The sequence below is a fragment of the Pseudarthrobacter sp. S6 genome (assembly GCF_050156575.1).
In the GTDB taxonomy this organism is placed as follows: domain Bacteria; phylum Actinomycetota; class Actinomycetes; order Actinomycetales; family Micrococcaceae; genus Arthrobacter.
This window is the reverse complement of the sequence record NZ_CP189581.1, coordinates 2,415,428-2,437,099: the sequence shown is the minus strand read 5'-3', so window position 1 is coordinate 2,437,099 and position 21,672 is coordinate 2,415,428. Positions and strand designations below refer to the sequence as shown.

16 protein-coding genes are annotated in these 21,672 nt (G+C 65.2%); 9 read left to right on the top strand and 7 right to left on the bottom strand.

The window, feature by feature from the left end; all coding sequences use genetic code 11:
- Positions 1–6: 6 nt before the first annotated feature.
- Positions 7–480: a hotdog fold thioesterase gene (locus ACQCS0_RS11595; RefSeq protein WP_354155863.1), complete on the bottom strand. Its 474-nt coding sequence runs from the start codon at positions 478–480 to the stop codon at positions 7–9.
- Positions 481–673: 193 nt separating this feature from the next.
- Between ACQCS0_RS11595 and polA the strand changes: the two genes are divergently transcribed.
- The 4 genes from polA (at position 674) to rpsA (ending at position 7,330) form a co-directional block, all read left to right on the top strand.
- Positions 674–3,316: a DNA polymerase I gene (polA, locus tag ACQCS0_RS11590; protein ID WP_426940223.1), complete on the top strand. Its 2,643-nt coding sequence runs from the start codon at positions 674–676 to the stop codon at positions 3,314–3,316.
- A gap of 91 nt (positions 3,317–3,407) precedes the next feature.
- On the top strand, positions 3,408–4,697 hold the full coding sequence (locus ACQCS0_RS11585) for a GNAT family N-acetyltransferase (protein WP_354155897.1): 1,290 nt from the start codon (positions 3,408–3,410) through the stop codon (positions 4,695–4,697).
- 28 nt (positions 4,698–4,725) lie between these two features.
- Complete coding sequence (locus tag ACQCS0_RS11580; protein WP_426938405.1) at positions 4,726–5,670, top strand: polysaccharide deacetylase family protein; 945 nt, start codon at positions 4,726–4,728, stop codon at positions 5,668–5,670.
- A gap of 181 nt (positions 5,671–5,851) precedes the next feature.
- Positions 5,852–7,330 (top strand): 30S ribosomal protein S1, encoded by a 1,479-nt coding sequence (gene rpsA, locus ACQCS0_RS11575; protein ID WP_185263559.1) that lies wholly within the window; start codon positions 5,852–5,854, stop codon positions 7,328–7,330.
- A 151-nt stretch (positions 7,331–7,481) separates the two neighbouring features.
- On the opposite strand, the gene ACQCS0_RS11570 is transcribed toward rpsA, so the two are convergent.
- Both ACQCS0_RS11570 and ACQCS0_RS11565 read right to left on the bottom strand, forming a co-directional pair.
- On the bottom strand, positions 7,482–8,006 hold the full coding sequence (locus tag ACQCS0_RS11570; protein WP_354155860.1) for a GNAT family N-acetyltransferase: 525 nt from the start codon (positions 8,004–8,006) through the stop codon (positions 7,482–7,484).
- A complete protein-coding gene (locus ACQCS0_RS11565; protein ID WP_354155859.1) occupies positions 7,990–8,679 on the bottom strand; it encodes a YigZ family protein in 690 nt (229 codons plus the stop codon). Before ACQCS0_RS11565 ends, ACQCS0_RS11570 begins: the two co-directional genes overlap by 17 nt.
- Positions 8,680–8,768: 89 nt before the next feature.
- Here ACQCS0_RS11565 and coaE point away from each other — a divergent pair, with 89 nt between their 5' ends.
- The 4 genes from coaE to ACQCS0_RS11545 all read left to right on the top strand — a co-directional run bounded on the left by coaE (position 8,769) and on the right by ACQCS0_RS11545 (position 14,956).
- Positions 8,769–9,983, top strand: a complete 1,215-nt coding sequence (gene coaE, locus ACQCS0_RS11560) for a dephospho-CoA kinase (RefSeq protein ID WP_354155858.1) — start codon at positions 8,769–8,771, stop codon at positions 9,981–9,983.
- Between the two features lie 79 nt (positions 9,984–10,062).
- Positions 10,063–12,162 carry an excinuclease ABC subunit UvrB gene (uvrB, locus tag ACQCS0_RS11555; protein ID WP_354155857.1) on the top strand — a complete coding sequence of 700 codons (2,100 nt, stop codon included), beginning with the start codon at positions 10,063–10,065 and terminating at the stop codon, positions 12,160–12,162.
- Between the two features lie 227 nt (positions 12,163–12,389).
- Positions 12,390–13,418: a TerC family protein gene (locus ACQCS0_RS11550; RefSeq protein ID WP_354155856.1), complete on the top strand. Its 1,029-nt coding sequence runs from the start codon at positions 12,390–12,392 to the stop codon at positions 13,416–13,418.
- Positions 13,419–13,540: 122 nt separating this feature from the next.
- Entirely contained in the window at positions 13,541–14,956 is a 1,416-nt protein-coding gene (locus tag ACQCS0_RS11545; RefSeq protein ID WP_354155855.1) for an MFS transporter, read from the top strand.
- Here the strand turns inward: ACQCS0_RS11545 and ACQCS0_RS11540 are convergent.
- The 4 genes from ACQCS0_RS11540 to ACQCS0_RS11525 are packed head-to-tail and all read right to left on the bottom strand — an operon-like array spanning position 14,930 to position 20,787.
- The gene (locus ACQCS0_RS11540) at positions 14,930–16,291 is read right to left on the bottom strand and encodes an alpha/beta fold hydrolase (protein WP_426939556.1); all 1,362 of its coding nucleotides are present in this window, start codon (positions 16,289–16,291) and stop codon (positions 14,930–14,932) included. The two genes, ACQCS0_RS11545 and ACQCS0_RS11540, sit on opposite strands and share 27 nt — an antisense overlap.
- 22 nt (positions 16,292–16,313) lie before the next feature.
- On the bottom strand, positions 16,314–16,814 hold the full coding sequence (locus ACQCS0_RS11535) for a GNAT family N-acetyltransferase (protein ID WP_354155854.1): 501 nt from the start codon (positions 16,812–16,814) through the stop codon (positions 16,314–16,316).
- Positions 16,815–16,858: 44 nt separating this feature from the next.
- Complete coding sequence (locus tag ACQCS0_RS11530; RefSeq protein ID WP_354155852.1) at positions 16,859–18,229, bottom strand: CoA transferase; 1,371 nt, start codon at positions 18,227–18,229, stop codon at positions 16,859–16,861.
- 11 nt (positions 18,230–18,240) lie between these two features.
- Complete coding sequence (locus ACQCS0_RS11525; RefSeq protein ID WP_426938404.1) at positions 18,241–20,787, bottom strand: DEAD/DEAH box helicase; 2,547 nt, start codon at positions 20,785–20,787, stop codon at positions 18,241–18,243.
- A 97-nt stretch (positions 20,788–20,884) separates the two neighbouring features.
- Between ACQCS0_RS11525 and ACQCS0_RS11520 the strand changes: the two genes are divergently transcribed.
- A complete protein-coding gene (locus tag ACQCS0_RS11520; RefSeq protein WP_426939779.1) occupies positions 20,885–21,670 on the top strand; it encodes a trans-aconitate 2-methyltransferase in 786 nt (261 codons plus the stop codon).
- Positions 21,671–21,672: the final 2 nt, after the last annotated feature.

Sequence of the window (21,672 nt, the reverse complement as noted above, 5' to 3'; positions counted from 1 at the left end):
AAGCTGTCAGGCCTCCGCCGGCTCGTTGTCCCGAAGCATGTTGGTGATGCGTGCCGTGGAGAGGCGGCGGCCTTTTTCGTCGGTCATCACAATTTCATGCGTTGTCAGGGTCCGGCCCAGGTGGATTGCCGTGCAGGTGCCTGTTACGGTGCCCGCGGCGATCGCACGGTGGTGTGTCGCGCTGACTTCAATGCCCAGGGCGTGCCTGCCCGGGCCGGCGTGCATCCCGGCAGCGAAAGATCCCAGCGTCTCGGCCAGCACCACATGGGCGCCGCCGTGCAGGATGCCCGCCACCTGGGTGTTCCCTTCCACCGGCATGGTGGCCACCGTCCGTTCCGGGCTCATCTCCAGGAAGTGGATCGCCATCTTCACGACCAGCGCGCCGATGCCCATGTGACCGAGCCAGTCGTGGAGGTCCGCCGGGATGCCTGCTGTGACCAATTCCTCAGTGAAGGGCCCGGGCGTGAAATTGTCCATCATGGCAACTAGGCTGGCACCTGTGAGTGAAACTACCAAACCGGCCCCCTTCCCGACCGAAACTACTGCGCTTGACGCTGCAGATGCCTTACAGGACATCAACGTCCTGCCGGTCGGAGGCCGGGTCTCCGCTACGGAAGCCCCAGTGGTTCCCAGCACCGGCCAGCCGCGGCTTCTGGTGCTTGACGGCCATTCGATGGCTTTCCGCGCCTTCTTCGCCCTTCCGGCGGACAAATTCTCCACCGCCAACGGACAGCACACCAATGCAATCCACGGTTTCACCTCCATGCTCATCAACCTGATCAAGGAACAGAAGCCCACCCACATCTGCGTCGCCTTCGACGTCTCGGATGACACCACCCACCGCAAAGCGGAGTACAGCGAGTACAAGGGTGGACGCAACGAGACTCCCCGTGAGATGAGCGGCCAGATCGACCTCATCGACAAGGTCATGGGCGCCTGGGGTATCAAGACCATCAAACTGCCCGGCTACGAAGCTGATGACATCCTGGCAACCCTCGCCGCCATGGGGGAAAAGGCAGGCTTTGAAGTACTGCTCGTCTCGGGCGACCGCGACGCCTTCCAGCTGATCACGGACAACGTTTTTGTGCTCTACCCGAGGAAGGGCGTCAGCGACATCCCCCGGATGGACGCGGCCGCCATCCAGGAGAAGTATTTTGTGACACCCGCCCAGTATTCGGACCTTGCCGCGTTGGTGGGGGAGACCGCGGACAACCTCCCGGGTGTTCCCGGCGTCGGTCCCAAGACCGCGGCAAAGTGGATCAATCTATACGGCGGTCTCGAGGGCGTTCTTGAGCACCTGGATGCAATCGGTGGAAAAGTAGGGGACTCCCTGCGTGCCAACGTCGAGGACGTCAAGCGCAACCGCCGGCTGAACAGGCTCCATACAGACCTTGACCTCCCGCTCACGCTGGACGACCTCGCCGAACCGCGGCCGGACGAGGCCGCGCTGGAAACGCTGTTCGACGAGCTCGAATTCAAGAGCATCCGTACCCGCCTCTTTGCCCTGTACGGCAGCGAGGAAGTGGAATCCGCGGAGCGCGAAAGCATCGCCACGCCGGACTTCGTGATCCCTGCCGAGGCAGCTGAGCTGGGTGCCTTCCTGGCGGCCGGCGCTGGCAAGACCTCGGCAGTCGCCGTCGACCTGGTCCCCGGGCGCATCGGCGAGGACGCCGCCGCACTGGCCATCGTCCGTGACGACGCCGCCGTCTATGTCGATCTCGCTGCACAGGACGCCGCTGCCGAAAATGTCCTCGCGGACTGGCTGCGCGATGAAAACTCCCCGAAGGTCATGCACGGCTACAAAGCTGCGCTGAAGGCCCTCTCCAGCCGGGGCCTTGGCCTGGAAGGCGTGGTGGACGACACCTCAATTTCCGGCTACCTCATCCAGCCGGACCGCCGCACGTATGAACTTGCGGAGCTGGCCCAGCATCACCTCAACGTCAGTGTCCCGTCGGAGGCCTCCAAGGCGGGCCAGCTGGAGCTGGCGTTCGACGGCGACGACGCCGCCGCTGCCGGTGCCCTGGTGCAGGTAGCGGCTGTGGTCCGGTCCCTGAGCCTGCACTTCGAATCAGAACTCACCGAACGCAAGGCCGGGGACCTGCTGACCACCCTCGAGCTGCCGGTCAGCCGCGTGCTGGCCGACATGGAAACCACGGGCATCGCCATCGACCTGCCGCGGATGGACGAGCAGATCGCTGATCTGGCCAAGGTGATTGACAACGCGCAGGACCTTGCCTTCGCCGCGATCGGCCACGAGGTTAATCTCGGATCGCCGAAGCAGCTGCAGACCGTGCTCTTTGACGAACTCGAACTGCCGAAAACCAAGAAGATCAAGTCCGGCTACACCACCGATGCCGCGTCGCTGAAGAACCTGCTGGAAAAGACCGGGCATGAATTCCTGGTCCAGCTGATGGCGCACCGGGAGTCTTCAAAGCTGCGCCAGATGTTGGAGTCACTCAAGAAGTCCGTTACGGAGGACGGCCGGATCCACACCACCTATGCGCAGAACGTGGCAGCGACGGGCCGCATCTCCTCGAACAACCCGAACCTGCAGAACATCCCCATCCGCAGCGAGGAAGGCCGTCGCGTTCGCGGCATCTTTGTGGTCAGCGACGGCTACGAGTGCCTGCTGTCCGCGGACTACTCGCAGATCGAAATGCGGATCATGGCGCACCTTTCGGGGGATGCCGGCCTGATCCAGGCCTACCAGGACGGCGAAGACCTCCACCGGTTTGTGGGCTCGAACATCTTCCATGTGCCCACCGAGGAAGTCACCAGCGCCATGCGCTCGAAGGTCAAGGCCATGTCCTACGGACTCGCCTATGGCCTGACCTCATTCGGCCTGTCCAAGCAGCTGGAAATTTCCGTGGACGAGGCCCGCACCCTGATGAAGGACTACTTCGACCGGTTCGGCGCCGTCCGCGACTACCTTCGCGGCGTGGTGGACCAGGCCCGGGTGGACGGCTACACGGCCACCATCGAGGGTCGACGCCGCTACCTGCCGGACCTCACCAGCACGGACCGGCAGCTGCGCGAAAACGCGGAGCGCATCGCCCTGAACTCACCCATCCAGGGATCGGCCGCGGACATCATCAAGCGCGCCATGCTGGGCGTGCATGCTGAACTGGCCGCTCAGGGCCTGAAGTCGCGCATGCTCCTGCAGGTCCACGACGAACTGGTGCTGGAAGTCGCCGCCGGCGAACGTGTTGCCGTGGAGAAGCTCGTCACCGAGCAGATGGGCTCGGCCGCGGACCTCAGCGTCCCGCTGGATGTCCAGATCGGCGTGGGCCCCAGCTGGTACGACGCCGGCCACTAGGAGGCGGGAGCGCGGCGCCTGGGGGAACGGCCGGCGTGTTGCTGTTGGCCAGGCGCCGGAATCATTGGTTAGGCTCGGCGGTGTGGCTGAACTGAGTGATGACTATGAAATCCGGCGCTTCACAGCGGCATCCAAAGGCGAGGCGGGTTACCCCGACGCCGAATCGTGGGTAAAGGCGGTGGCTTTTGGCTTCCACGAACCCACGCGCACGCCGGAACACGTTGCGAAATCCCTGGAGACCTACGCAGCTGACCGGCGGATCTTCACCGGCGCCTACCAGACGCGGGAAATCGCGCCGGGATCCCTCCCCGCGGACGTGCCCGTGGCAACCTTCGGGACCCTGCGCAAAACGCTCAACATCGGCTTCGGCAGGCTGCTGGAAACCCAGCTTGTCACCGCGGTGACGGTCCGGACCTCACACCGTCGGCGCGGCCTGCTGCGCCGGATGATGTCCGAGGACCTGGCCATGGCGAAGCAGGATGGCCTTGCAATGGCAGCCCTGACAGCGTCCGAGGGCTCTATCTACGGACGGTTCGGCTACGGGGTGGCCAGCTTCGAACGCACGGTGAAGGTTGACACCACGTCCCGCTTCCAGCTCAACTTCCACGCCGCCGGCAACGTGGACATCGCGGACCCGCGTGTGCTGCTGGACCTTGCGCCGGAGGTCTTCGACCGCGTGCACCGCCTGACCCCGGGATCGATCAGCCGCCAGGAGTGGTACCGGCAACTGGCTTCCGGGTCCCTGGGGCAAGACGGCAAGGAAGACCCCGCCGTCAAGGTGGCCCTGCATTACGGCCCCGACGGTGCCGTGGACGGCTACGTCTCCTACAAATTCCTCGGCTGGGACACCGAGCCCTACACCATGCAGGTAGTGGACCTTGTGGCCGCCACGAACGAGGCGTACCTGGAGCTCTGGCAGTTCCTCGGCGCCATCGACCTGGTGGAACGTGTCACGTGGGAGGAAGCGCCGCTGGATGACCCGCTCACCTGGGCGCTGGCGGATCCGCGCTGCATCGACTCCTCAGACAGCCGGGACATGCTCTGGCTCCGCATCCTGGACGTGGCCCAGGCGCTGGAGGCTCGGCATTACCCGGAGGATGGCAGGCTTGTGCTCGACGTGCAGGACCTGCTTGGCCTCACGTCTGGAACGTTTGCCCTGGAGGTCAGCGGCGGCGAGGCCGCCGTCGTACGCCTGGAAGAGACAGCCGGGGCTGACCTGACATTGGATGTCTCCGCCCTGTCATCAATTTATCTGGGAGCGGTCTGTCCGGTTACGCTGACTTCGGCTGGGCGAATCCGTGAACACAAGCAGGGCGCGTCGCTCCGGGCACGGGGGATGTTCGCGGTTGAGCGGGCCACCCACTGCCTGACCCATTTCTAGGGGCTCCTGCCTCGTTCAAGGACAATTCATGGGGGATTTTGGTGTGGCCGGGCGGACTGGCCGCCGGGCTATTTTGCTCGGTCTGGCGTCCGGCGTTCTTGCTGCGGTGACAACCTGTTCGTCGGCGGACACGGCCGCGATTGAGCCTGTGGCTCTTTCGGATGAACACGGGGACCCCGCGGTGCTTGCCCCGCCCGTGCCAAACGGGCCAGAAGCGTCGGCGGCACCGTCGCAGGTCCCGGCCGCGACGGCAGCCGCGGTCCCGCTTCCGTCAAAAGCGCAGCTGGTGACGGAATTCGACGGCCGCCGGCCGACCGAGTGGGGTCTGGGCGTCACCGGCGTGGTCACCAGGTCGCCAGGCAGTCATACGGTGCTCACCTTCGATGCCTGCGGCGGCCCCGGCGGATCCGGCGTCGACCAGGAGCTGCTCGCTACGCTCCGGCGGCTGAACATCCCGGCCACCCTCTTTGTGAATGCCCGGTGGATCCAGTCAAACCGGCAGGTCGCCGCCGAGTTGGCGCACGACCCGCTCTTTGAACTGGCCAACCATGGCTGGCAGCACCGGCCGTTGTCCGTGACCGGCAAATCAGCCTATGGCATCCCAGGCACCAGGAATGTGGCCGACGTATATGACGAACTCACCGGCTGCGCGGATGTCTTCCGGGAAGTGACGGGGCACAAGCCACGGTTCTTCCGCTCCGGAACAGCCTATTTCGACGAGGTGGCCGCCGCGATGTCCCGGCGTCTGGGCATGTTGCCGGTCAACTTCAGCATCAACGCCGACGCCGGCGCCACGCTGGCGCCGGCGGCGGTTGCCTCCGCCGTGGCCACAGCACGTCCTGGCGACATCGTCATAGCGCATTTCAATAAGCCCGGCGGCGGCACAGCCGCTGGCTTCCGGCAGGCGCTGCCACAACTTAAGGGCGGCGGAACCACGTTCGCCCGACTGGGCGACGTGTTGCCTGCGCTTTGACCCCCGTTGGCCGCTGCGACTAGAATAAGTGGGCGCGTACTACGTGCACGTTTCTAAAATCCACAAATCAGGAAGACCCGGAAGATCCTTGTGATCGCCCGAAGACCTGCGCCTGCGTTCCATAACGCGGGCGCGGCGGTTTGCCTGACCAACTAACTATCCACAACGGAGCCCCTACTACATGACCATCACCTCCACCGAGAAGCCCGGTACCCCCGTAGTCGCCATTAACGACATCGGTACCGCTGAGGACTTCCTCGCAGCAGTCGACGCCACCATCAAGTACTTCAACGACGGAGACCTCGTCGAAGGTACCGTCGTCAAGGTCGACCGCGATGAAGTTCTGCTCGACATCGGTTACAAGACCGAAGGTGTCATCCCCTCCCGCGAGCTGTCCATCAAGCACGACGTTGATCCCGGAGACGTTGTCTCCGTTGGCGATCTCGTCGAAGCCCTGGTGCTCACCAAGGAAGACAAAGAAGGCCGCCTGATCCTCTCCAAGAAGCGTGCTCAGTACGAGCGCGCCTGGGGCGACATCGAGAAGGTCAAGGAAGAAGACGGTGTCGTTACCGGTACCGTCATCGAGGTTGTCAAGGGTGGTCTTATCCTCGACATCGGTCTGCGCGGCTTCCTGCCCGCATCCCTCGTCGAGATGCGCCGTGTGCGCGACCTCGCTCCGTACATCGGACAGAAGATCGAAGCCAAAATCATCGAGCTGGACAAGAACCGCAACAACGTTGTGCTGTCCCGCCGTGCATGGCTCGAGCAGACCCAGTCCGAGGTTCGCTCCACGTTCCTCAACAAGCTGGAGAAGGGCCAGGTCCGTCCCGGCGTTGTTTCCTCCATCGTCAACTTCGGTGCATTCGTGGACCTTGGCGGCGTAGACGGCCTCGTGCACGTTTCCGAGCTGTCCTGGAAGCACATCGACCACCCGTCCGAGGTTGTCGAAGTTGGCCAGGAAGTCACCGTCGAAGTTCTCGAAGTCGACCTGGACCGCGAGCGCGTTTCCCTGTCGCTCAAGGCTACGCAGGAAGATCCGTGGCAGACCTTCGCCCGCACCCACGCCCTCGGGCAGGTTGTACCGGGTAAGGTCACCAAGCTTGTTCCGTTCGGTGCGTTCGTCCGCGTCGAAGACGGCATCGAAGGCCTCGTGCACATCTCCGAACTCGCCGTCCGCCACGTGGAGCTGGCTGAGCAGGTTGTCTCCGTTGGTGACGAGCTGTTCGTCAAGGTCATCGACATCGACCTCGAGCGCCGCCGTATCTCGCTCTCCCTCAAGCAGGCCAACGAGGGCGTTGACGCCGAGTCCACCGAATTCGATCCGGCTCTCTACGGCATGTCCGCTGAGTACGACGAAGAGGGCAACTACAAGTACCCGGAGGGCTTCGACCCGGAGTCCAACGAGTGGCTTGAAGGCTACGAGAACCAGCGCGCCGTCTGGGAGCAGCAGTACGCTGACGCCCAGACCCGCTGGGAAGCACACAAGAAGCAGGTTGCCCAGCACGCTGCCGACGACGCTGCAGCTGCAACGTCCGGTGACAGCGATTCAGGCACCACCAGCTACTCCTCCGAGCCTGCTGCCGAGTCCAACACCGGCGCCGGTACCCTGGCTTCGGACGAGGCTCTTGCAGCTCTGCGCGAGAAGCTGACCGGCAACTAATTGCCACCGGCCCGGGGCTTCCCGGGCCAGCACAACGGGCCCCTGCGAGAGCAGGGGCCCGCTGTGCTTAACCCGCAGTGTTCAGGCGGCCACTTGACCGGCACTGAACGCTCCCAAACCTGAACGCTCCCAAACGCGGGTTTCGGTGCGTCTACTGCGAGCCAGATGAGAGCACGACGACGGCACTCACCGCGCCGCCGTCGCCGTGCGTTAATACCGCGCCGGCAGCGGTGAGGAGCCGCTGCGCACCTACGTTGCCTGCCGTGGTGTGGGCCTGCATCTGCCGCAGTCCGGCGCGGCGGGCTTCCGCCAAGACCAGCATCAGCGCGGCGCCGCCCACACCGAGGCCACGGTAGTTCCGGCCCAGCCAGATGCCTGTCTCAGCAGTTCCGGATTGTGCCGTTCCGTCGTCAATCATTTTGAGCCTGACCGAACCGGCCGGGCTGCCGTCGCAGAGAACAGCCCAGCTCTTTTCCGCGCCTGGTCCGTCCAATCCGGCGGCCGCAGACCGGTGGAAGTTTCGGAACCAGTTGATGCGTTCCGTGTTCCAGCCGGTCCCGTTGCCAAGGGGCGGCGTGGCGTCGTCCGCGGACGCGTCCCGCTGCGCCAGTTCCAGCAGCCGCTCCAGCGTGGGTTCGTCGACGTGTGCCAGGCGGACCTCAGGGGAGCGGGACATCGAGCCACTCCGTTCCGGCCGGCGTGAGCCCGGTTCTCCCGGCGGTAAGCGACAGCACGCGTTCGGTGGCTGCAGTGATTTGCTCAGGTTCGTCGGGTACTGCCAGGCGCAGGATCGTGTATTGCGCTCCGTAGCTGGTTTCCGCCATCACAAACCCGGCCGCCCGAAGATCATTCTCCAGCCGTCCGGCAGCGGCATGCGGCACCGACACAGAGCAGAGCCGCAGCCGGCTCCGCCGGACCAGGGGAGCCCGTTCCAGGGCGGCGGACACCGATTCCGAATAGGCGCGCACCAGTCCGCCGGCGCCCAGCAGGATGCCGCCGAAATAGCGGACGACGACGGCACTTAAGTCGCTGAGGTCAGTCACGCCAGGTGCTGTTTCCCTTTTGACGATGGCCTCCAGCATCGGGATGCCGGCGGTGCCCGAAGGTTCGCCGTCGTCATTGGAGCGCTGGATGTCCCGGTCCGGTCCCAGGACGAACGCCGAGCAGTGGTGGCGGGCGTCGTGGAACTCGCGGCGCAGTCCGGCCACCAGGTCCCGGGCGGTGTCCTCATTGTCGGCGCGGCCCAGCACGGTAATGAACCTGGAGCGTTTGATCTCGATCTCGTGCCGGAAGTCCTGGCCCAAGGCGAGGGTGGTGTAGGCCGTGGCGCGGCTGTCTTGCTCTTGCACCGCCCAAGTCTATTCCCCACCGCCTCCCTGAATTCGCTGCGCTCGCCCAGGGAACCCTGGCCGCGTGGGCCCACTAGTAGGGTGGTGGGATGCTCAAGATCGGTTTGACGGGTGGCATAGCATCCGGGAAGTCAGTGGTCGCCTCACGCCTCGCCGGGCTCGGTGCCGTGCTGGTGGACGCGGATGCGCTGGCCCGGGACGTGGTTGAGCCGGGAATGCCGGGACTGGCCCGTGTGGTGGAATCCTTTGGGCCGGACATGCTCGACGCCGGGGGCCGGCTGGATCGGGCCAGGCTGGGTTCCGTGGTGTTCGGCAATCCCTCGCAGCTGGCTGTCCTGAACGGCATTGTGCACCCGCTGGTCCGGGCCGCCGCGGCCAGGATCATCGCCACAGCCCCGGCCGGCGCCATTGTGGTCCAGGACATTCCACTGCTCGTGGAAACCGGCCAGGGGAGCGGCTTCCATCTGGTCCTGGTGGTGGATGCACCCGATGACGTCCGGATCGGCCGGATGCTCGAACACCGAGGCATGACAGCCGAGGACGCCGGGTCGCGGATGGCGGCCCAGGCGTCGCGTGGTGCGCGGCTTGCGGCTGCCGACGTGGTCCTGGACAACTCCGGGTCATTGGCAGACGTGACCGCGCAGGTGGACCGGCTGTGGACGGAGCGGCTGGTCCCGTACGCGGACAATATCCGCCGCGGCGTCAGGGCAGCCCGGATCGGCACCGCCGTGTTGTTTGCGCCGCGCGAGGACTGGGCGGACCAGGCCGCACGGCTGGGATCCCGGATCGCCGCCGCCGCAGCGGACGACATTCTTGCAGTCGACCATATTGGCTCCACGGCCGTGCCTGGCCTGGCAGCCAAGGACGTCATTGACCTCCAGGTCACGGTGTCGGATCTCAATACCGCGGACCGGATCGCGCCGCTGCTGGCGGACGCGGGATTCCCTGCCGTGCCAGGGGTGGCCTTCGACACTCCGAAACCGACGCAGCCAGATCCGGAGCAATGGAAGAAACGCTTCCATGCCAACGCGGACCCCGGCCGCGCCGTGAACGTCCATGTACGGGCTGCCGGGTCATCTGGCTGGCGGTACGCGCTGCTCTTCCGCGACTGGCTCAGGAGCGATCCGGAGGCCGTCAGCCTGTATGCGGACCACAAACGTGTTTTGTCCGAGCAGTTTGCCGGGTCCAAAGGTACCCATGCGTACGCGGCGGCGAAGGAGCCGTGGTTCACGGACGTCGCCTGGCCGCAAATGGACAGCTGGGCGGACCGCACGGGGTGGGTGCCGCCGTCGTACACCCCCTGAACTCCCGGCCCCCGCGGCTGGCTGTTCGCCGGTAACTGATCCGGCTGTCACTGTCGGTCCCCGGTTGTAGATTAGTTGCATGAGCCTTGCCCAGGAGATCAACCGCGTCGTCGCTCCGTTTGAAGTCATCAGCGAGTTCCAGCCGGCCGGCGACCAGCCTGCCGCCATCACCGAACTCACGGAGCGAATCAGGAACGGCGAAAAGGACGTTGTCCTGCTGGGCGCCACCGGTACCGGCAAGAGCGCAACCACGGCCTGGCTCATCGAACAGGTCCAGCGGCCCACCTTGGTCATGGTGCAGAACAAGACCCTGGCCGCCCAGCTCGCCAACGAATTCCGGGAACTCCTGCCCAACAATGCGGTGGAGTACTTCGTTTCGTACTACGACTACTACCAGCCTGAGGCGTACGTAGCGCAGACGGACACCTTCATTGAGAAGGACTCTTCCGTCAACGAGGAAGTGGAACGGCTCCGCCACTCCGCCACCAACGCCCTGCTGACCCGCCGCGACGTCATTGTGGTGGCCACCGTGTCCTGCATCTACGGCCTGGGCACGCCGGAAGAGTACATTGCCGGCATGGTCACGCTCCGCAAGGGGGCGCAGATGAACCGCGACGACCTGCTCCGGAAATTCGTCGCGATGCAGTACGCGCGCAACGACATGGACTTCCACCGCGGCACGTTCCGGGTACGCGGCGACACCGTGGAAATCATCCCGATGTACGAGGAACTCGCCATCCGCATCGAATTCTTCGGAGACGAGATTGAGAACATCCATACCCTTCACCCGCTGACTGGCGAACTGATCAGGGACGAAGAGGAAATGTACGTCTTCCCGGCCTCGCACTACGTGGCCGGGCCCGAACGGATGGCCAGGGCCATCAAGCGGATCGAGGACGAACTCGCCGAACGCCTGGCCGTCCTGGAAGGCCAGAACAAGCTGGTGGAAGCCCAACGGCTCCGGATGCGCACCACCTACGACCTCGAAATGATGCAGCAGATGGGCTTCTGCAACGGCATCGAAAACTACTCGTCGCACATCGACGGCCGTGCCCGCGGGACCGCTCCGCACTGCCTCATCGACTACTTCCCGGACGACTTCCTGCTGGTGATCGATGAATCCCACGTCACCGTGCCGCAGATCGGCGCCATGTACGAAGGCGACATGTCCCGCAAGCGGAACCTCGTCGACTTCGGTTTCCGCCTGCCGTCGGCCATGGACAACCGCCCGCTCAAATGGGACGAATTCCTGCAACGCGTAGGCCAGACGGTCTACCTCTCGGCCACTCCCGGCAAGTACGAACTGGGCAAGGCGGACGGCTTTGTGCAGCAGATCATCCGGCCCACCGGACTGATCGACCCCGAGGTGGTGGTCAAGCCCACCAAGGGCCAGATCGATGACCTGCTCGGAGAGATCAAGACCCGCACGGCAAAGAACGAACGCGTCCTGGTCACCACGCTGACCAAACGGATGGCGGAAGACCTCACCGACTACCTGCTGGGCCACGGCATCAAGGTCGAATACCTGCACTCCGACGTGGACACCCTGCGACGGGTTGAACTGCTCCGGGAACTCCGGATGGGTGTCTTCGACGTCCTGGTGGGCATTAACCTGCTCCGGGAAGGCCTAGACCTGCCAGAAGTCTCGCTCGTAAGCATCCTGGATGCGGACAAGGAAGGCTTCCTGCGCTCGGCGACTTCGCTGATCCAGACCATCGGCCGTGCCGCCCGCAACGTCTCCGGCGAGGTCCACATGTACGCGGACCGCATCACCGACTCCATGGCCAAGGCTATCGATGAAACCAACCGGCGCCGCGCCATCCAGGTGGCCTACAACACGGAACGGGGCATCGATCCGCAGCCGCTGCGGAAGAAGATTGCCGACATCACCGACCAGCTGGCCAAGGAAGACGCCGACACCCAGGAACTGCTCAACAACAACCGGCTGGCCAAGGGCGCCAAACGTGGCAAGTCCGCGGCAAAGGGTGCGGCACAGGTCCGCAAGGACGGCCTCGCCGCAGCACCGGCCGAAGACCTCGTGGGCCTCATCGAACAGCTGACCGAACAGATGCACGGCGCTGCCGCCGAACTCCAGTTCGAGCTGGCCGCGCGGATCCGGGACGAGGTCAGTGACCTCAAGAAAGAGCTCCGCCAGATGCAGGCGGCCGGCCACGCCTAGGACACCCCCGGGCGGCGGGGGCACGCAGCGTTCGGGGCATGTTCCCGCGTGCGGGGACGCCTGCTGTACAGTTAACGTCACGTAGGGGAGTATCCCGAGCGCTACGATCGTCAACACGCCAGGCACAGTTGCCTGGCCGGGCGTAGCGGGCCGCCAATTCAGCACCAAGTGCACAGGCTGGCCGGAGAGACTTACACCAATTCTCTGTACCCTGCGAAAGGCTACCCGTGCCCGAATTACCCGTATGGTTTGAGGTCGGCTCACTTGTCGTCCTCGGCTTGATCCTCCTCATTGACCTTCTGCTGGTCGTCCGGCGTCCCCATGAACCTTCCATGAAGGAAGCCGGCCTGTGGGTTGCGTTCTACGTCTCCCTGGCCCTGCTGTTCGCCGGGGCCATGTTCTTCTTTACCGGCGCCGAATTCGGCGGCCAGTTCGTGGCCGGCTGGGTCACTGAATACAGCCTCAGCATCGACAACCTGTTTGTCTTCATCATCATCATGGCCCGCTTCTCCGTGCCCCGTAAGTACCAGCAGGAAGTCCTGATGGTGGGTATCATCATCGCCCTGATCCTGCGCGGCATCTTCATCCTTCTCGGCGCCATCGTGATTGAGCAGTTCAGCTGGGTGTTCTACATCTTCGGCGCGTTCCTGCTCTGGACAGCCTGGAAGCAGGCCCAGGATGAAGGCGAAGACGAAGAGGACAAGGAAAATCCGCTCATCGCCCGGATCCGCAAGGTCATCCCCATGTCGGAGAAGTTCGACGGCGGCAAGCTGCGCACCACGGTGGACGGCAAGAAGGTCTTCACGCCCATGCTGATCGTGTTCATCACCATCGGCCTGACCGACCTCCTCTTCGCGGTGGACTCGATTCCCGCGATCTTCGGCCTGACGCAGAGCCCGTTCATCGTCTTCACCGCCAACCTGTTCGCGCTGATGGGTTTGCGGCAGCTGTACTTCCTGTTGGGAGGGCTGATGAACCGTCTGATCTACCTGAAGCACGCGCTGTCCTTCATCCTGGCGTTCATAGGTGTGAAGCTGGTTCTGCACGCCATGCACGTGAACGAGCTGCCGTTCATCAACGGCGGTCACCACATCGAATGGGCCCCGGAGATTCCGACATTGGTCTCCCTGGCCGTCATCGTGGGCACCATCATCGTTGCCGTGATTGCCAGCCTCCTGAGCTCCAAGGCAGAGACCTCCCACCTGGACCCCCGCCTCGAGGAAGACGCCCAGAAGAGCCTCAGCGAAGCCGAGTAGGCTTTCTCCGCGTTTCGTTGACGCAAACTGCATTTCCACTGATCCCGTCCGCACTGCGGCCGGGATCAGTGACTTAATCTGCCCCCTGTAGGACCTGGCCGCCCGAGGACTATGCTCGGACCATGGCCCGCACCCTGATCACGGAAAGAGGAGTGCGCCAGGTGCAACGGCGCACCGTGGTGCTGCTGAGCGCGGCCCAGGTTTTCGGCGGCATCGGCACCGGAGCCACGGTTTCCATTGGTTCCATCCTGGCCGTGGAACTTTCAGGTTCCAGCGTGTGGGCGGGTGCCGTGGCAACGGTGATGACCTTGGGGGCCGCGCTGACTGCCCTGCCCCTGGCTTCGCTGGCGGACCGGCGGGGCCGCCGGGCCGGGCAGGTCACGGGGCTTTCCGCCGCTCTGGCCGGCACTGCGCTGATAGTGCTGTCCATCGTGTCCGGCTTGTTCGTCCTGCTGGTGCTGGGGGGAGTGGGCATCGGGGTGGGCACCGCGGCCAGCCTGCAGGCACGCTTCGCCGCCGTCGACCTTGCGGATGCTGAACACCGCGGCAGGGCGCTTTCCGCAGTCGTGTGGGCTGTGACGGTCGGCGCAGTGGCCGGACCCAACCTGATCCAGCCCGGCACCGTTGTGGGCCTGGCCCTCGGTCTGCCTCCCGTCGCCGGACCGTTTGTGATCGCCGCGGCCGGACTGCTGCTGGCGATTGTGCTGCTTTTCGCTGGCCTCAGGCCCGATCCGCTCCTGTTCGCACGGGAAATCGCCGCCCAAGAGACCGCCGCCCAGCCAGCTGGCGGGAAAATGCAGGGCACGCCGCCAGGTACGGCAAATCAGCAAGGCGCCACAGCGCGCAACGCAGTCGGGGGATCGCTCGTCCGCGGGCTGCGGGCAATCCGCCAGTCCAGGGCTTCCTGGCTGGCGCTTGCCGCCGTCGTCGGAGCGCACGCCGTGATGGTGGGCGTGATGTCCATGACCCCGCTGCATTTGCAGGAACTCGTGGCCGGGCCTGGTGCTTCCCATGCCGGCCACGCCGCCTTCGGCGATGTCCTGGTGATCATCGGCTTCACCATCTCCCTGCATATCGCAGGCATGTTCGCGTTGTCGCCGGTCATGGGCTGGCTGACGGACAAGGCAGGCAGGACTGAGACAATCATGATCGGCTTCGCCACGCTCATCGCGGCCGTCGCCGTCGCAGGGTTTGGCCAGACGTCCACCGTCGCGGTGGCCGTGGGACTTGTCCTGCTGGGCATTGGCTGGTCTGCGGCAACGATTTCCGGATCCACACTGCTGGCGGAGAGCGTTAGCCAGGAGTCCCGTGTGGTGGTCCAAGGTGTCTCGGACATGCTGATGGGCACCGCCGGTGCGGTCGGCGGGGCCACCTCCGCCCTGATCCTCAGTTGGGCCGGCTACCTGGGGCTCAACATGGCAGGCGGCCTGGTGGGGGCTGCAGTGCTGACCGCCGCCGTCGTTGTTTTTGTGGCGCGCCGCCGCAACCCCACCGCCGGCACAACCACCGGTTCAGTTGGCGGCTCTGCTGCCGGCTGAGCCGGCAACCGAGCGCACCATACCCAGAAGCCGCCCGAAAATAGCCTCGCCGTCGTCCGCTATGCCGTCATGGTGGAAGTCGGCCGTCTCCCATACCCGGAGTCCGCGCACGGCAGCCGCCGTCTCCAGTGACAGGCTGCGGTCCACGTAAATGTCGTCCTGGTAAACCGCGGCGGCGACCGGCACGCTGTTCGCGGCCAACTGTTTGGGGTCATACAGCGGCTTCCAGTCAGTTTTAGTGGCCAGTAGATGGGCCACCTGCCGCAGCGGCACCAAGGCGGGATCCTGTTCGAAATACCACGGGTACACCATCTCGCCGGTCAGCAGCAGCGCTTCCGCATCCGGGTGGAATGCCGGATTTTCCTGCAGCACACGCCAGGCAGCCCAGTCGGTCGCCTGTCCCTGCCCGTAGATGGACTCGTGCAGCAGGGCATAGAGCGGGTTCGCCAGGCGGGACACGATGCCCTGGACCTGCTCCAGGAAGGCATCGGAGAGCCTGTTCCCCTGTGGTGTCTCGGTGAAGGCGTCTTCCAGCAGGTAATGCAGGCCGTCTACCCGCGTGTTTCCGCCCAGGAAGGAGCCCACCATCTGGAACCGTTCAACTGTGAGCCGGCCGCCGTCGGGAAGGAACTCCTCGGTCTGCCGAAGGTGCGATGCGATCGCGTTCACTGTCTGGCGGTCCTCCGGATACCAGCTGAAGTACTCGGTGTTGCGGGCCGCAACGCGGTCGAAGGTGGCGCGGTAGACGTCGTCGGCGTGGCCGGCGAGCGGCGCCAACCCGCCCGTGATGAGGGCTTCCTTCAGCCCGTCCGGGGCAAAGGACAGGTACGTCAGCGCACAGAATCCGCCATAGCTTTGGCCGTAGATGCTCCAGGGGCCGGAGCCGAGCGCCGCCCGGATGAGCTCCGCGTCGGCCACGATGGAATCAGCACGGAAATGCTCAAGGTACCCAGCCTGTGCCTCGGCCGTTCCACGCGCCGGCAGCGTGTTCCGGTCAAGGGGAGTCGAAAGCCCGGTGCCGCGCTGGTCCAGCATCAGGATCCGGAAGTCCCGGGCTGCCGCCTTGCTCCAGCCGCTCAGCGAAGCCAGCCGGTTGCCGCGGCCGCCCGGGCCGCCCTGGAGGAACAGCAGCCAGGGAAGCGCTTCGGCTTCAGCCTGGGTATGGGCCGACGAAACGTACTCACGGGCGAAAACGGTGATGGTCTCAGCGGCGCCGTCGCCGCTCTCCGGCGGGAAGTGGTCCAGGGGAACGGTGAAGTAGTGCTCGGCGGTGCGCATGCCCCGGAACTCGTGCCGGGCCTTCACAAAATGCGGGACAGGGGTCCGCGTCTGCATGATTTCGGCGGAAGCGTCGCGCTCAGCCACGGATGGACGCCGCCGTCCTGGTGCCAAAGCTCTCCAGGGCGTCGCCGGTCAGCCGGAACGTGGACCAGCCATCCAGGGGACGGGCGCCGAGGCTGCGGTAGAAGTTGATGGACGGCTCGTTCCAGTCCAGGACGCTCCACTCCACCCGGGCGTAGCCGTTCTCGACGGCGGTGGCAGCCAGGTGCTTCAGCAGCGCCTTGCCGTGCCCCTCGCCGCGGGCGTCCGGGCTAACGTAGAAGTCTTCCAGGTAGATCCCGTGGACGCCTTCCCATGTGGAGTAGTTCAGGAACCAGAGGGCGAACCCCTGGACCTCGCCCGCGCTGTTCTCGGCCATCGTGGCAAACACGCGCGGGTTCTCGCCGAACAGGACCTCCGCCAGCATTTCCGGGGTGTTGCGGACTGCGTCCGGTTCCTCCTCGTAGATGGCCAGATCGTGGATCATCTGCAGGATGGCGGGGACGTCTTGCCGCGTGGCGGGGCGGATTACACTCATGGTCCGAGTTTACTAGCGGGCCCGTGGTCTATGCCGCAGGATCGCTATTGCCAGCGAAGCTGGGATGTCCCGTAGCGGACTGGTCCCTCACCGTATTCAAGCGGCGCACCGTCCGCCATGATGGGTGGTCCAACGCACCGTAGCCGGCCGTAGGGGCTCTCCATCACGCGGTAGTCCGGTTCAGGCAGGGAAACGCCGTGGCCAGCCAAGGCGGGGAGCCTGAACAATTCTTCGGCGGTGCGGGCCAGGGAAAGCCGGGCCGCGCCGCCACGTCCGCTGCGCAGCCGTTCGGCCAGCAAGGCAAGTGCTGCCGCCGCCAGGCCATATCCGGTGGCATGGTCAAGCGCCTGCACAGGCAGCGCCCCCGGCCGCCACCCGTCATCGGTCGTCCGGCCATACCGTCCGGCTATGCCGCAGGCGGCCTGCACCAGGCTGTCGAAACCGCGCCGTCCTTTCCAGGGCCCGCCGCTTCCCCACGCACTGAGGGTGACGATCACGACGTCGGGCCGTGCCTGAAGCAGCGCTTCGGGCGCCAGTCCGAAACGGTCCAGCCCGCCGTCGCGGTATCCCGTGACCACCACGTCGGCAGATTCAATAAGACCCCTGACTGTTTCCATCACGTCCGGCTCCCGGAAGTCCGCCTCCGCGCTGCGCTTGTCAAAGCCGGAGTCAACAAACACGTCGCTCAATTCCGGAAGCTGGGGCGGGTCGATGCGCAGCACGTCCGCACCCAGGGCGCCCAGGAGGCGCGTGGCCGCGGGACCGGCAATGACGCGGGTCAGGTCCAGCACCTTGAGCCCGAGCAAGGGGTGGCGCGAAACTGCCCCTGGAACCCACCGGGGGAGCTGACGACTCTCACTGGCGTCCGTCGATGGCCGGGAGATGCTGATCCACGGCCCGGCGCTGACCGTCCCATACATTGGGGTGGCGGCCCACTGCTCCCGCGTGCGCACAGCAGCAGCGACGCCCTTGTTGGCCGTAATGGCATCCTCGGCTGCCAGGGACGTCATGCTTCGCAGGGCCCGTTCCACATCCTGTGCCGTGCTGACGGAGAGTGCCGCCATCAGCCGGGCTGCGTGGTGGGGATAGTTGGCGTGCAGGCGGATCCAGCCGTCCGACGTGCGCCGAAAGCCGGATGCCGGAGCGAATCCTTGGGGTTTCCCGCCTGCGATCCGCAGGTGTCCGAGCGAATCGAAGGACGCCGCCGTGGCTCCGGATGCCAGCGAATACCTGCCCGGCACACCAACCAGTGCGTTCAGTGATGTCGCTGCTGCCTGGACCGCCCCCAAGGCCAGCCCCTCGACGTCCAGCGCGCCGTTCCACCACTGCCGCGGACCGTTGGCGGGCGCCACGGGCTGGCCCTCAAGGGCTTCCAAAACCCGAAGGCTGCCGGTCAGGTCGGGGACGGATTCCACGGGGCCACAGCCTAGAGCCGGTTGACGTCGGTGACCCGGACCACTGCCGTACCGGTTTCGTCGGAGGCCGCCAGGTCCACTTCCGCGGAGATGCCCCAGTCATGGTTGCTCGCCGGATCGTCGAAAATCTGCCGGACCTTCCATAACCCGGGCTCTTCGGTGATCATGAGCAGTCCGGGGCCGCGGGCATCCGGGCCGGTGCCGATGTCGTTGTGTTCGTCGAAGTAGTCGTCCAGGACGTCTTCCCAACGGTCGGCACCCCAGCCTGCGCCGCCGTCGAGCTCGCCCAGGGCAGCTGCGTTCTCGTCCGCGAACAGTTCCACACGGCGGAACATCTCGTTGCGGACCATCACACGGAAGGCCCGGATGTTGGACGTCAGCGACGGCGGCGGGGGAGGGGGAGCGTCGTGCGGGGTAGGCATGGCGCCGGACGTCAGCTCCTCCCATTCGTCCAGGAGGCTGGAATCCACCTGCCGCACCAGTTCGCCAAGCCAGGCGATGAGGTCCTCAAGGTCCTCCCGGAGCATGTCCTGCGGTACGGTCTGGCGCAGCGCCTTGAAGCAGTCGGCGAGGTAGCGCAGCACAATGCCCTCGGAGCGGGCCAGCCCGTAGAACTGGACGAACTCGCCGAAGTTCATGGCGCGCTCGAACATGTCGCGGACCACGGACTTGGGCGCCAGTTCAAAGTCGCCCACCCAGGGCGCGGCCTTGCGGTAGACCTCGAAGGCTTCGCCCAGGAGTTCCGCGAGCGGCTGCGGATAGGTGACGTCCTCCAGCATGGCCATGCGCTGGTCGTACTCGATGCCATCAGCCTTCATCGCGGCAATCGCCTCCCCGCGGGCCTTCTTCTGCTGCGCGGAGAGGATCTGGCGGGGCTTTTCGAGAGTCGCCTCGATCACCGACACCACGTCCAGGGCGTACGACGGCGAATCCGGGTCAAGGAGCTCCAGCGCCGCCAGTGCAAACGGCGAGAGCGGCTGGTTCAGGGCAAAATTGGCCTGCAGATGGACGGTGAGCCGGACGGTCCTGCCGTCGTGGCCCTGCTCTTCTGCCGGGATGCGCTCCACCACCTCAGCGGCAAGGAGCTCCCGGTAGATTCCCAGGGCTTTTTTCATCAGCCGCAGCTGCGAGGACCGGGTCTCGTGGTTTTCGGTCAGCAGCCGGCGAGCCGCCGTGAACGGGTCGCCCGGCCGTTCCATCAGGTTCATCAGCATCGAATGCGTCACGCTGAAACTTGAGGTCAAAGGATCGGGCACGGATTCCACAAGGCGCTTGAAAGTGGGTTCACCCCAGGAAACGAAGCCCTCCGGCGGCTTCTTCTTGACAACCTGGCGGAGCTTCTTTTGGTCGTCACCAAATTTGGCGGTGGCCTTGGCCATGGCCTTCACGTTTTCGATCACGTGTTCCGGGGCCTGGACCACGACTGTCCCGGCGGTGTCATACCCCGCGCGGCCGGCCCGTCCGGCAATCTGGTGGAACTCCCGGGAGTTAAGCGGACGGGTGCGTACGCCGTCGTACTTGCTCAGTGCGGTGAGCAAGACGGTGCGGATGGGCACATTGATGCCCACGCCCAGCGTGTCCGTACCGCAGATCACCTTAAGCAGGCCCGCCTGGGCAAGCTGTTCCACGAGCCGCCTGTACTTCGGCAGCATGCCGGCGTGATGGACGCCGATACCGTGCCGGACCAGCCGGTTGAGCGTCTTGCCGAAGCCTGCGGCGAAACGGAAATTCGCGATCAGCTCGGCGATCTTGTCCTTCTCTTCGCGGGTGCAGACGTTGATGCTCATCAGCGTCTGGGCCCGGTCAATGGCCTCGATCTGGCTGAAGTGCACCACATAGACGGGGACCTGGCGCGTGGAGAGGAGTTCCTCGAGCGTTTCGTGGACCGGCGTCTGGTGGTAGTAGTAGTGCAGCGGAATGGGACGCTCGGCTGAACTCACGGTGGTGGTGGGCCGTCCCGTGAGCTCGGTGATGCCGGCCTCGAACCGGCTGACATCACCCAGGGTTGCGGACATCAGAAGGAACTGGGCCTGGGGCAGTTCCAGCAGCGGGACCTGCCAGGCCCAACCACGCTGGGGGTCGGAGTAGAAATGGAATTCGTCCATGATGACCGCACCGAGTTCGGCGTCGGCCCCTTCACGGAGGGCGATGTTCGCGAGAATTTCTGCCGTGCAGCAGATAATCGGCGCGTTCTGGTTCACGCCGGAGTCACCGGTGATCATGCCAACGTTTTCTGCACCGAAGATGTCGCACAGGGCAAAGAACTTCTCGGAGACCAGCGCCTTGATGGGGGCGGTGTAGTAACTGCGCTGGCCCCGCGCCATGGCCTGGAAGTGCGCCGCGATGGCCACCAGCGATTTGCCGGAACCGGTGGGCGTGGCGAGGATGACGTTGGCACTGGTGGCCAGCTCCATGATGGCCTCGTCCTGGGCAGGGTACAGCTCCAGGCCCCGGCTTTCGGTCCACTCCAGGAATTGGGTGTACAGGGCGTCCGGGTCGATGCCTGCGCCGGAGGTGTTTGGGGCGGGCAGGACAGGCAGCTGGTCAACGAGTTTCATTGATTTCCAGCTTAGTGCCCAGCCGGTGCCTGATATCCGGGCGGGCCGGTATTAGGCTCGCGGTACTGCCATGGAGCACCAGGCGATGGAGGTAACTGTGAAGTGGGACCCCGTAAAGTACGTCCAGTTCGACGACTACCGCGACCGGCCCTTTTTCGACCTGACGGGGCGGATCCAGGCGGACCGTCCACGGCGCGTTGTGGATCTGGGCTGTGGTCCAGGGAACCTCACGGCCATCCTCGCCCGGCGATGGCCGGAAGCGAAAGTGGTGGGGCTGGATTCGTCCGGGGAGATGCTGGACAAGGCTGCCGCGCAGGCAGCCCGCCATGCGGGCCTCAGCTTCAGGCTGGCGGATATCGCGGCCTGGACGCCCCCGGCTGACACCGACGTGGTGGTCACCAACGCCGCCCTTCAGTGGGTGCCGGGCCACCAGGAAATGTTGGCGGGCTGGCTGGCGGCGCTCAAGCCCGGTGCCTGGTTCGCCATGCAGGTGCCGGGAAATTTCAACGCCCCGTCCCATGTCCTGATGCGGGACCTCGCGGGTTCGGCCCGCTGGTCTTCCCGGCTCGTCGGGGTACTTCGCGGTGGGGACTCCGTGGGCGAGCCCACAGACTACCTGCGCATCATGCTGGACGCGGGCTGCACGGCGGATGCTTGGGAAACCACGTACCTGCAGGTCCTCACAGGGGTGGACCCGGTGCTGGACTGGGTTCGGGGCACGGCGTTGCGCCCGGTCGTGGTGGCCCTTTCAGCCGAGGACAGCCTCGCCTTTGAAGCCGAGTTTGCGGCGGCCCTGCGTGCCGCGTACCCGGGAACGGTCCACGGCACGGTGTTTCCCTTCCGGAGGATCTTTGCCGTAGCGCAAAAGCAGCCCAGCACATAAAC

What these genes read in the sequence shown, in the direction of transcription:
- ACQCS0_RS11595 (WP_354155863.1), bottom strand. Translation starts at nt 480, where the DNA reads ATGATGGACAATTTCACGCCCGGGCCCTTCACTGAGGAATTGGTCACA.
- polA (WP_426940223.1), top strand. Translation starts at nt 674, where the DNA reads ATGGCTTTCCGCGCCTTCTTCGCCCTTCCGGCGGACAAATTCTCCACC.
- ACQCS0_RS11580 (WP_426938405.1), top strand. Translation starts at nt 4,726, where the DNA reads ATGGGGGATTTTGGTGTGGCCGGGCGGACTGGCCGCCGGGCTATTTTG.
- rpsA (WP_185263559.1), top strand. Translation starts at nt 5,852, where the DNA reads ATGACCATCACCTCCACCGAGAAGCCCGGTACCCCCGTAGTCGCCATT.
- ACQCS0_RS11570 (WP_354155860.1), bottom strand. Translation starts at nt 8,006, where the DNA reads ATGTCCCGCTCCCCTGAGGTCCGCCTGGCACACGTCGACGAACCCACG.
- coaE (WP_354155858.1), top strand. Translation starts at nt 8,769, where the DNA reads ATGCTCAAGATCGGTTTGACGGGTGGCATAGCATCCGGGAAGTCAGTG.
- uvrB (WP_354155857.1), top strand. Translation starts at nt 10,063, where the DNA reads ATGAGCCTTGCCCAGGAGATCAACCGCGTCGTCGCTCCGTTTGAAGTC.
- ACQCS0_RS11545 (WP_354155855.1), top strand. Translation starts at nt 13,541, where the DNA reads ATGGCCCGCACCCTGATCACGGAAAGAGGAGTGCGCCAGGTGCAACGG.
- ACQCS0_RS11540 (WP_426939556.1), bottom strand. Translation starts at nt 16,291, where the DNA reads ATGCAGACGCGGACCCCTGTCCCGCATTTTGTGAAGGCCCGGCACGAG.
- ACQCS0_RS11535 (WP_354155854.1), bottom strand. Translation starts at nt 16,814, where the DNA reads ATGAGTGTAATCCGCCCCGCCACGCGGCAAGACGTCCCCGCCATCCTG.
- ACQCS0_RS11525 (WP_426938404.1), bottom strand. Translation starts at nt 20,787, where the DNA reads ATGAAACTCGTTGACCAGCTGCCTGTCCTGCCCGCCCCAAACACCTCC.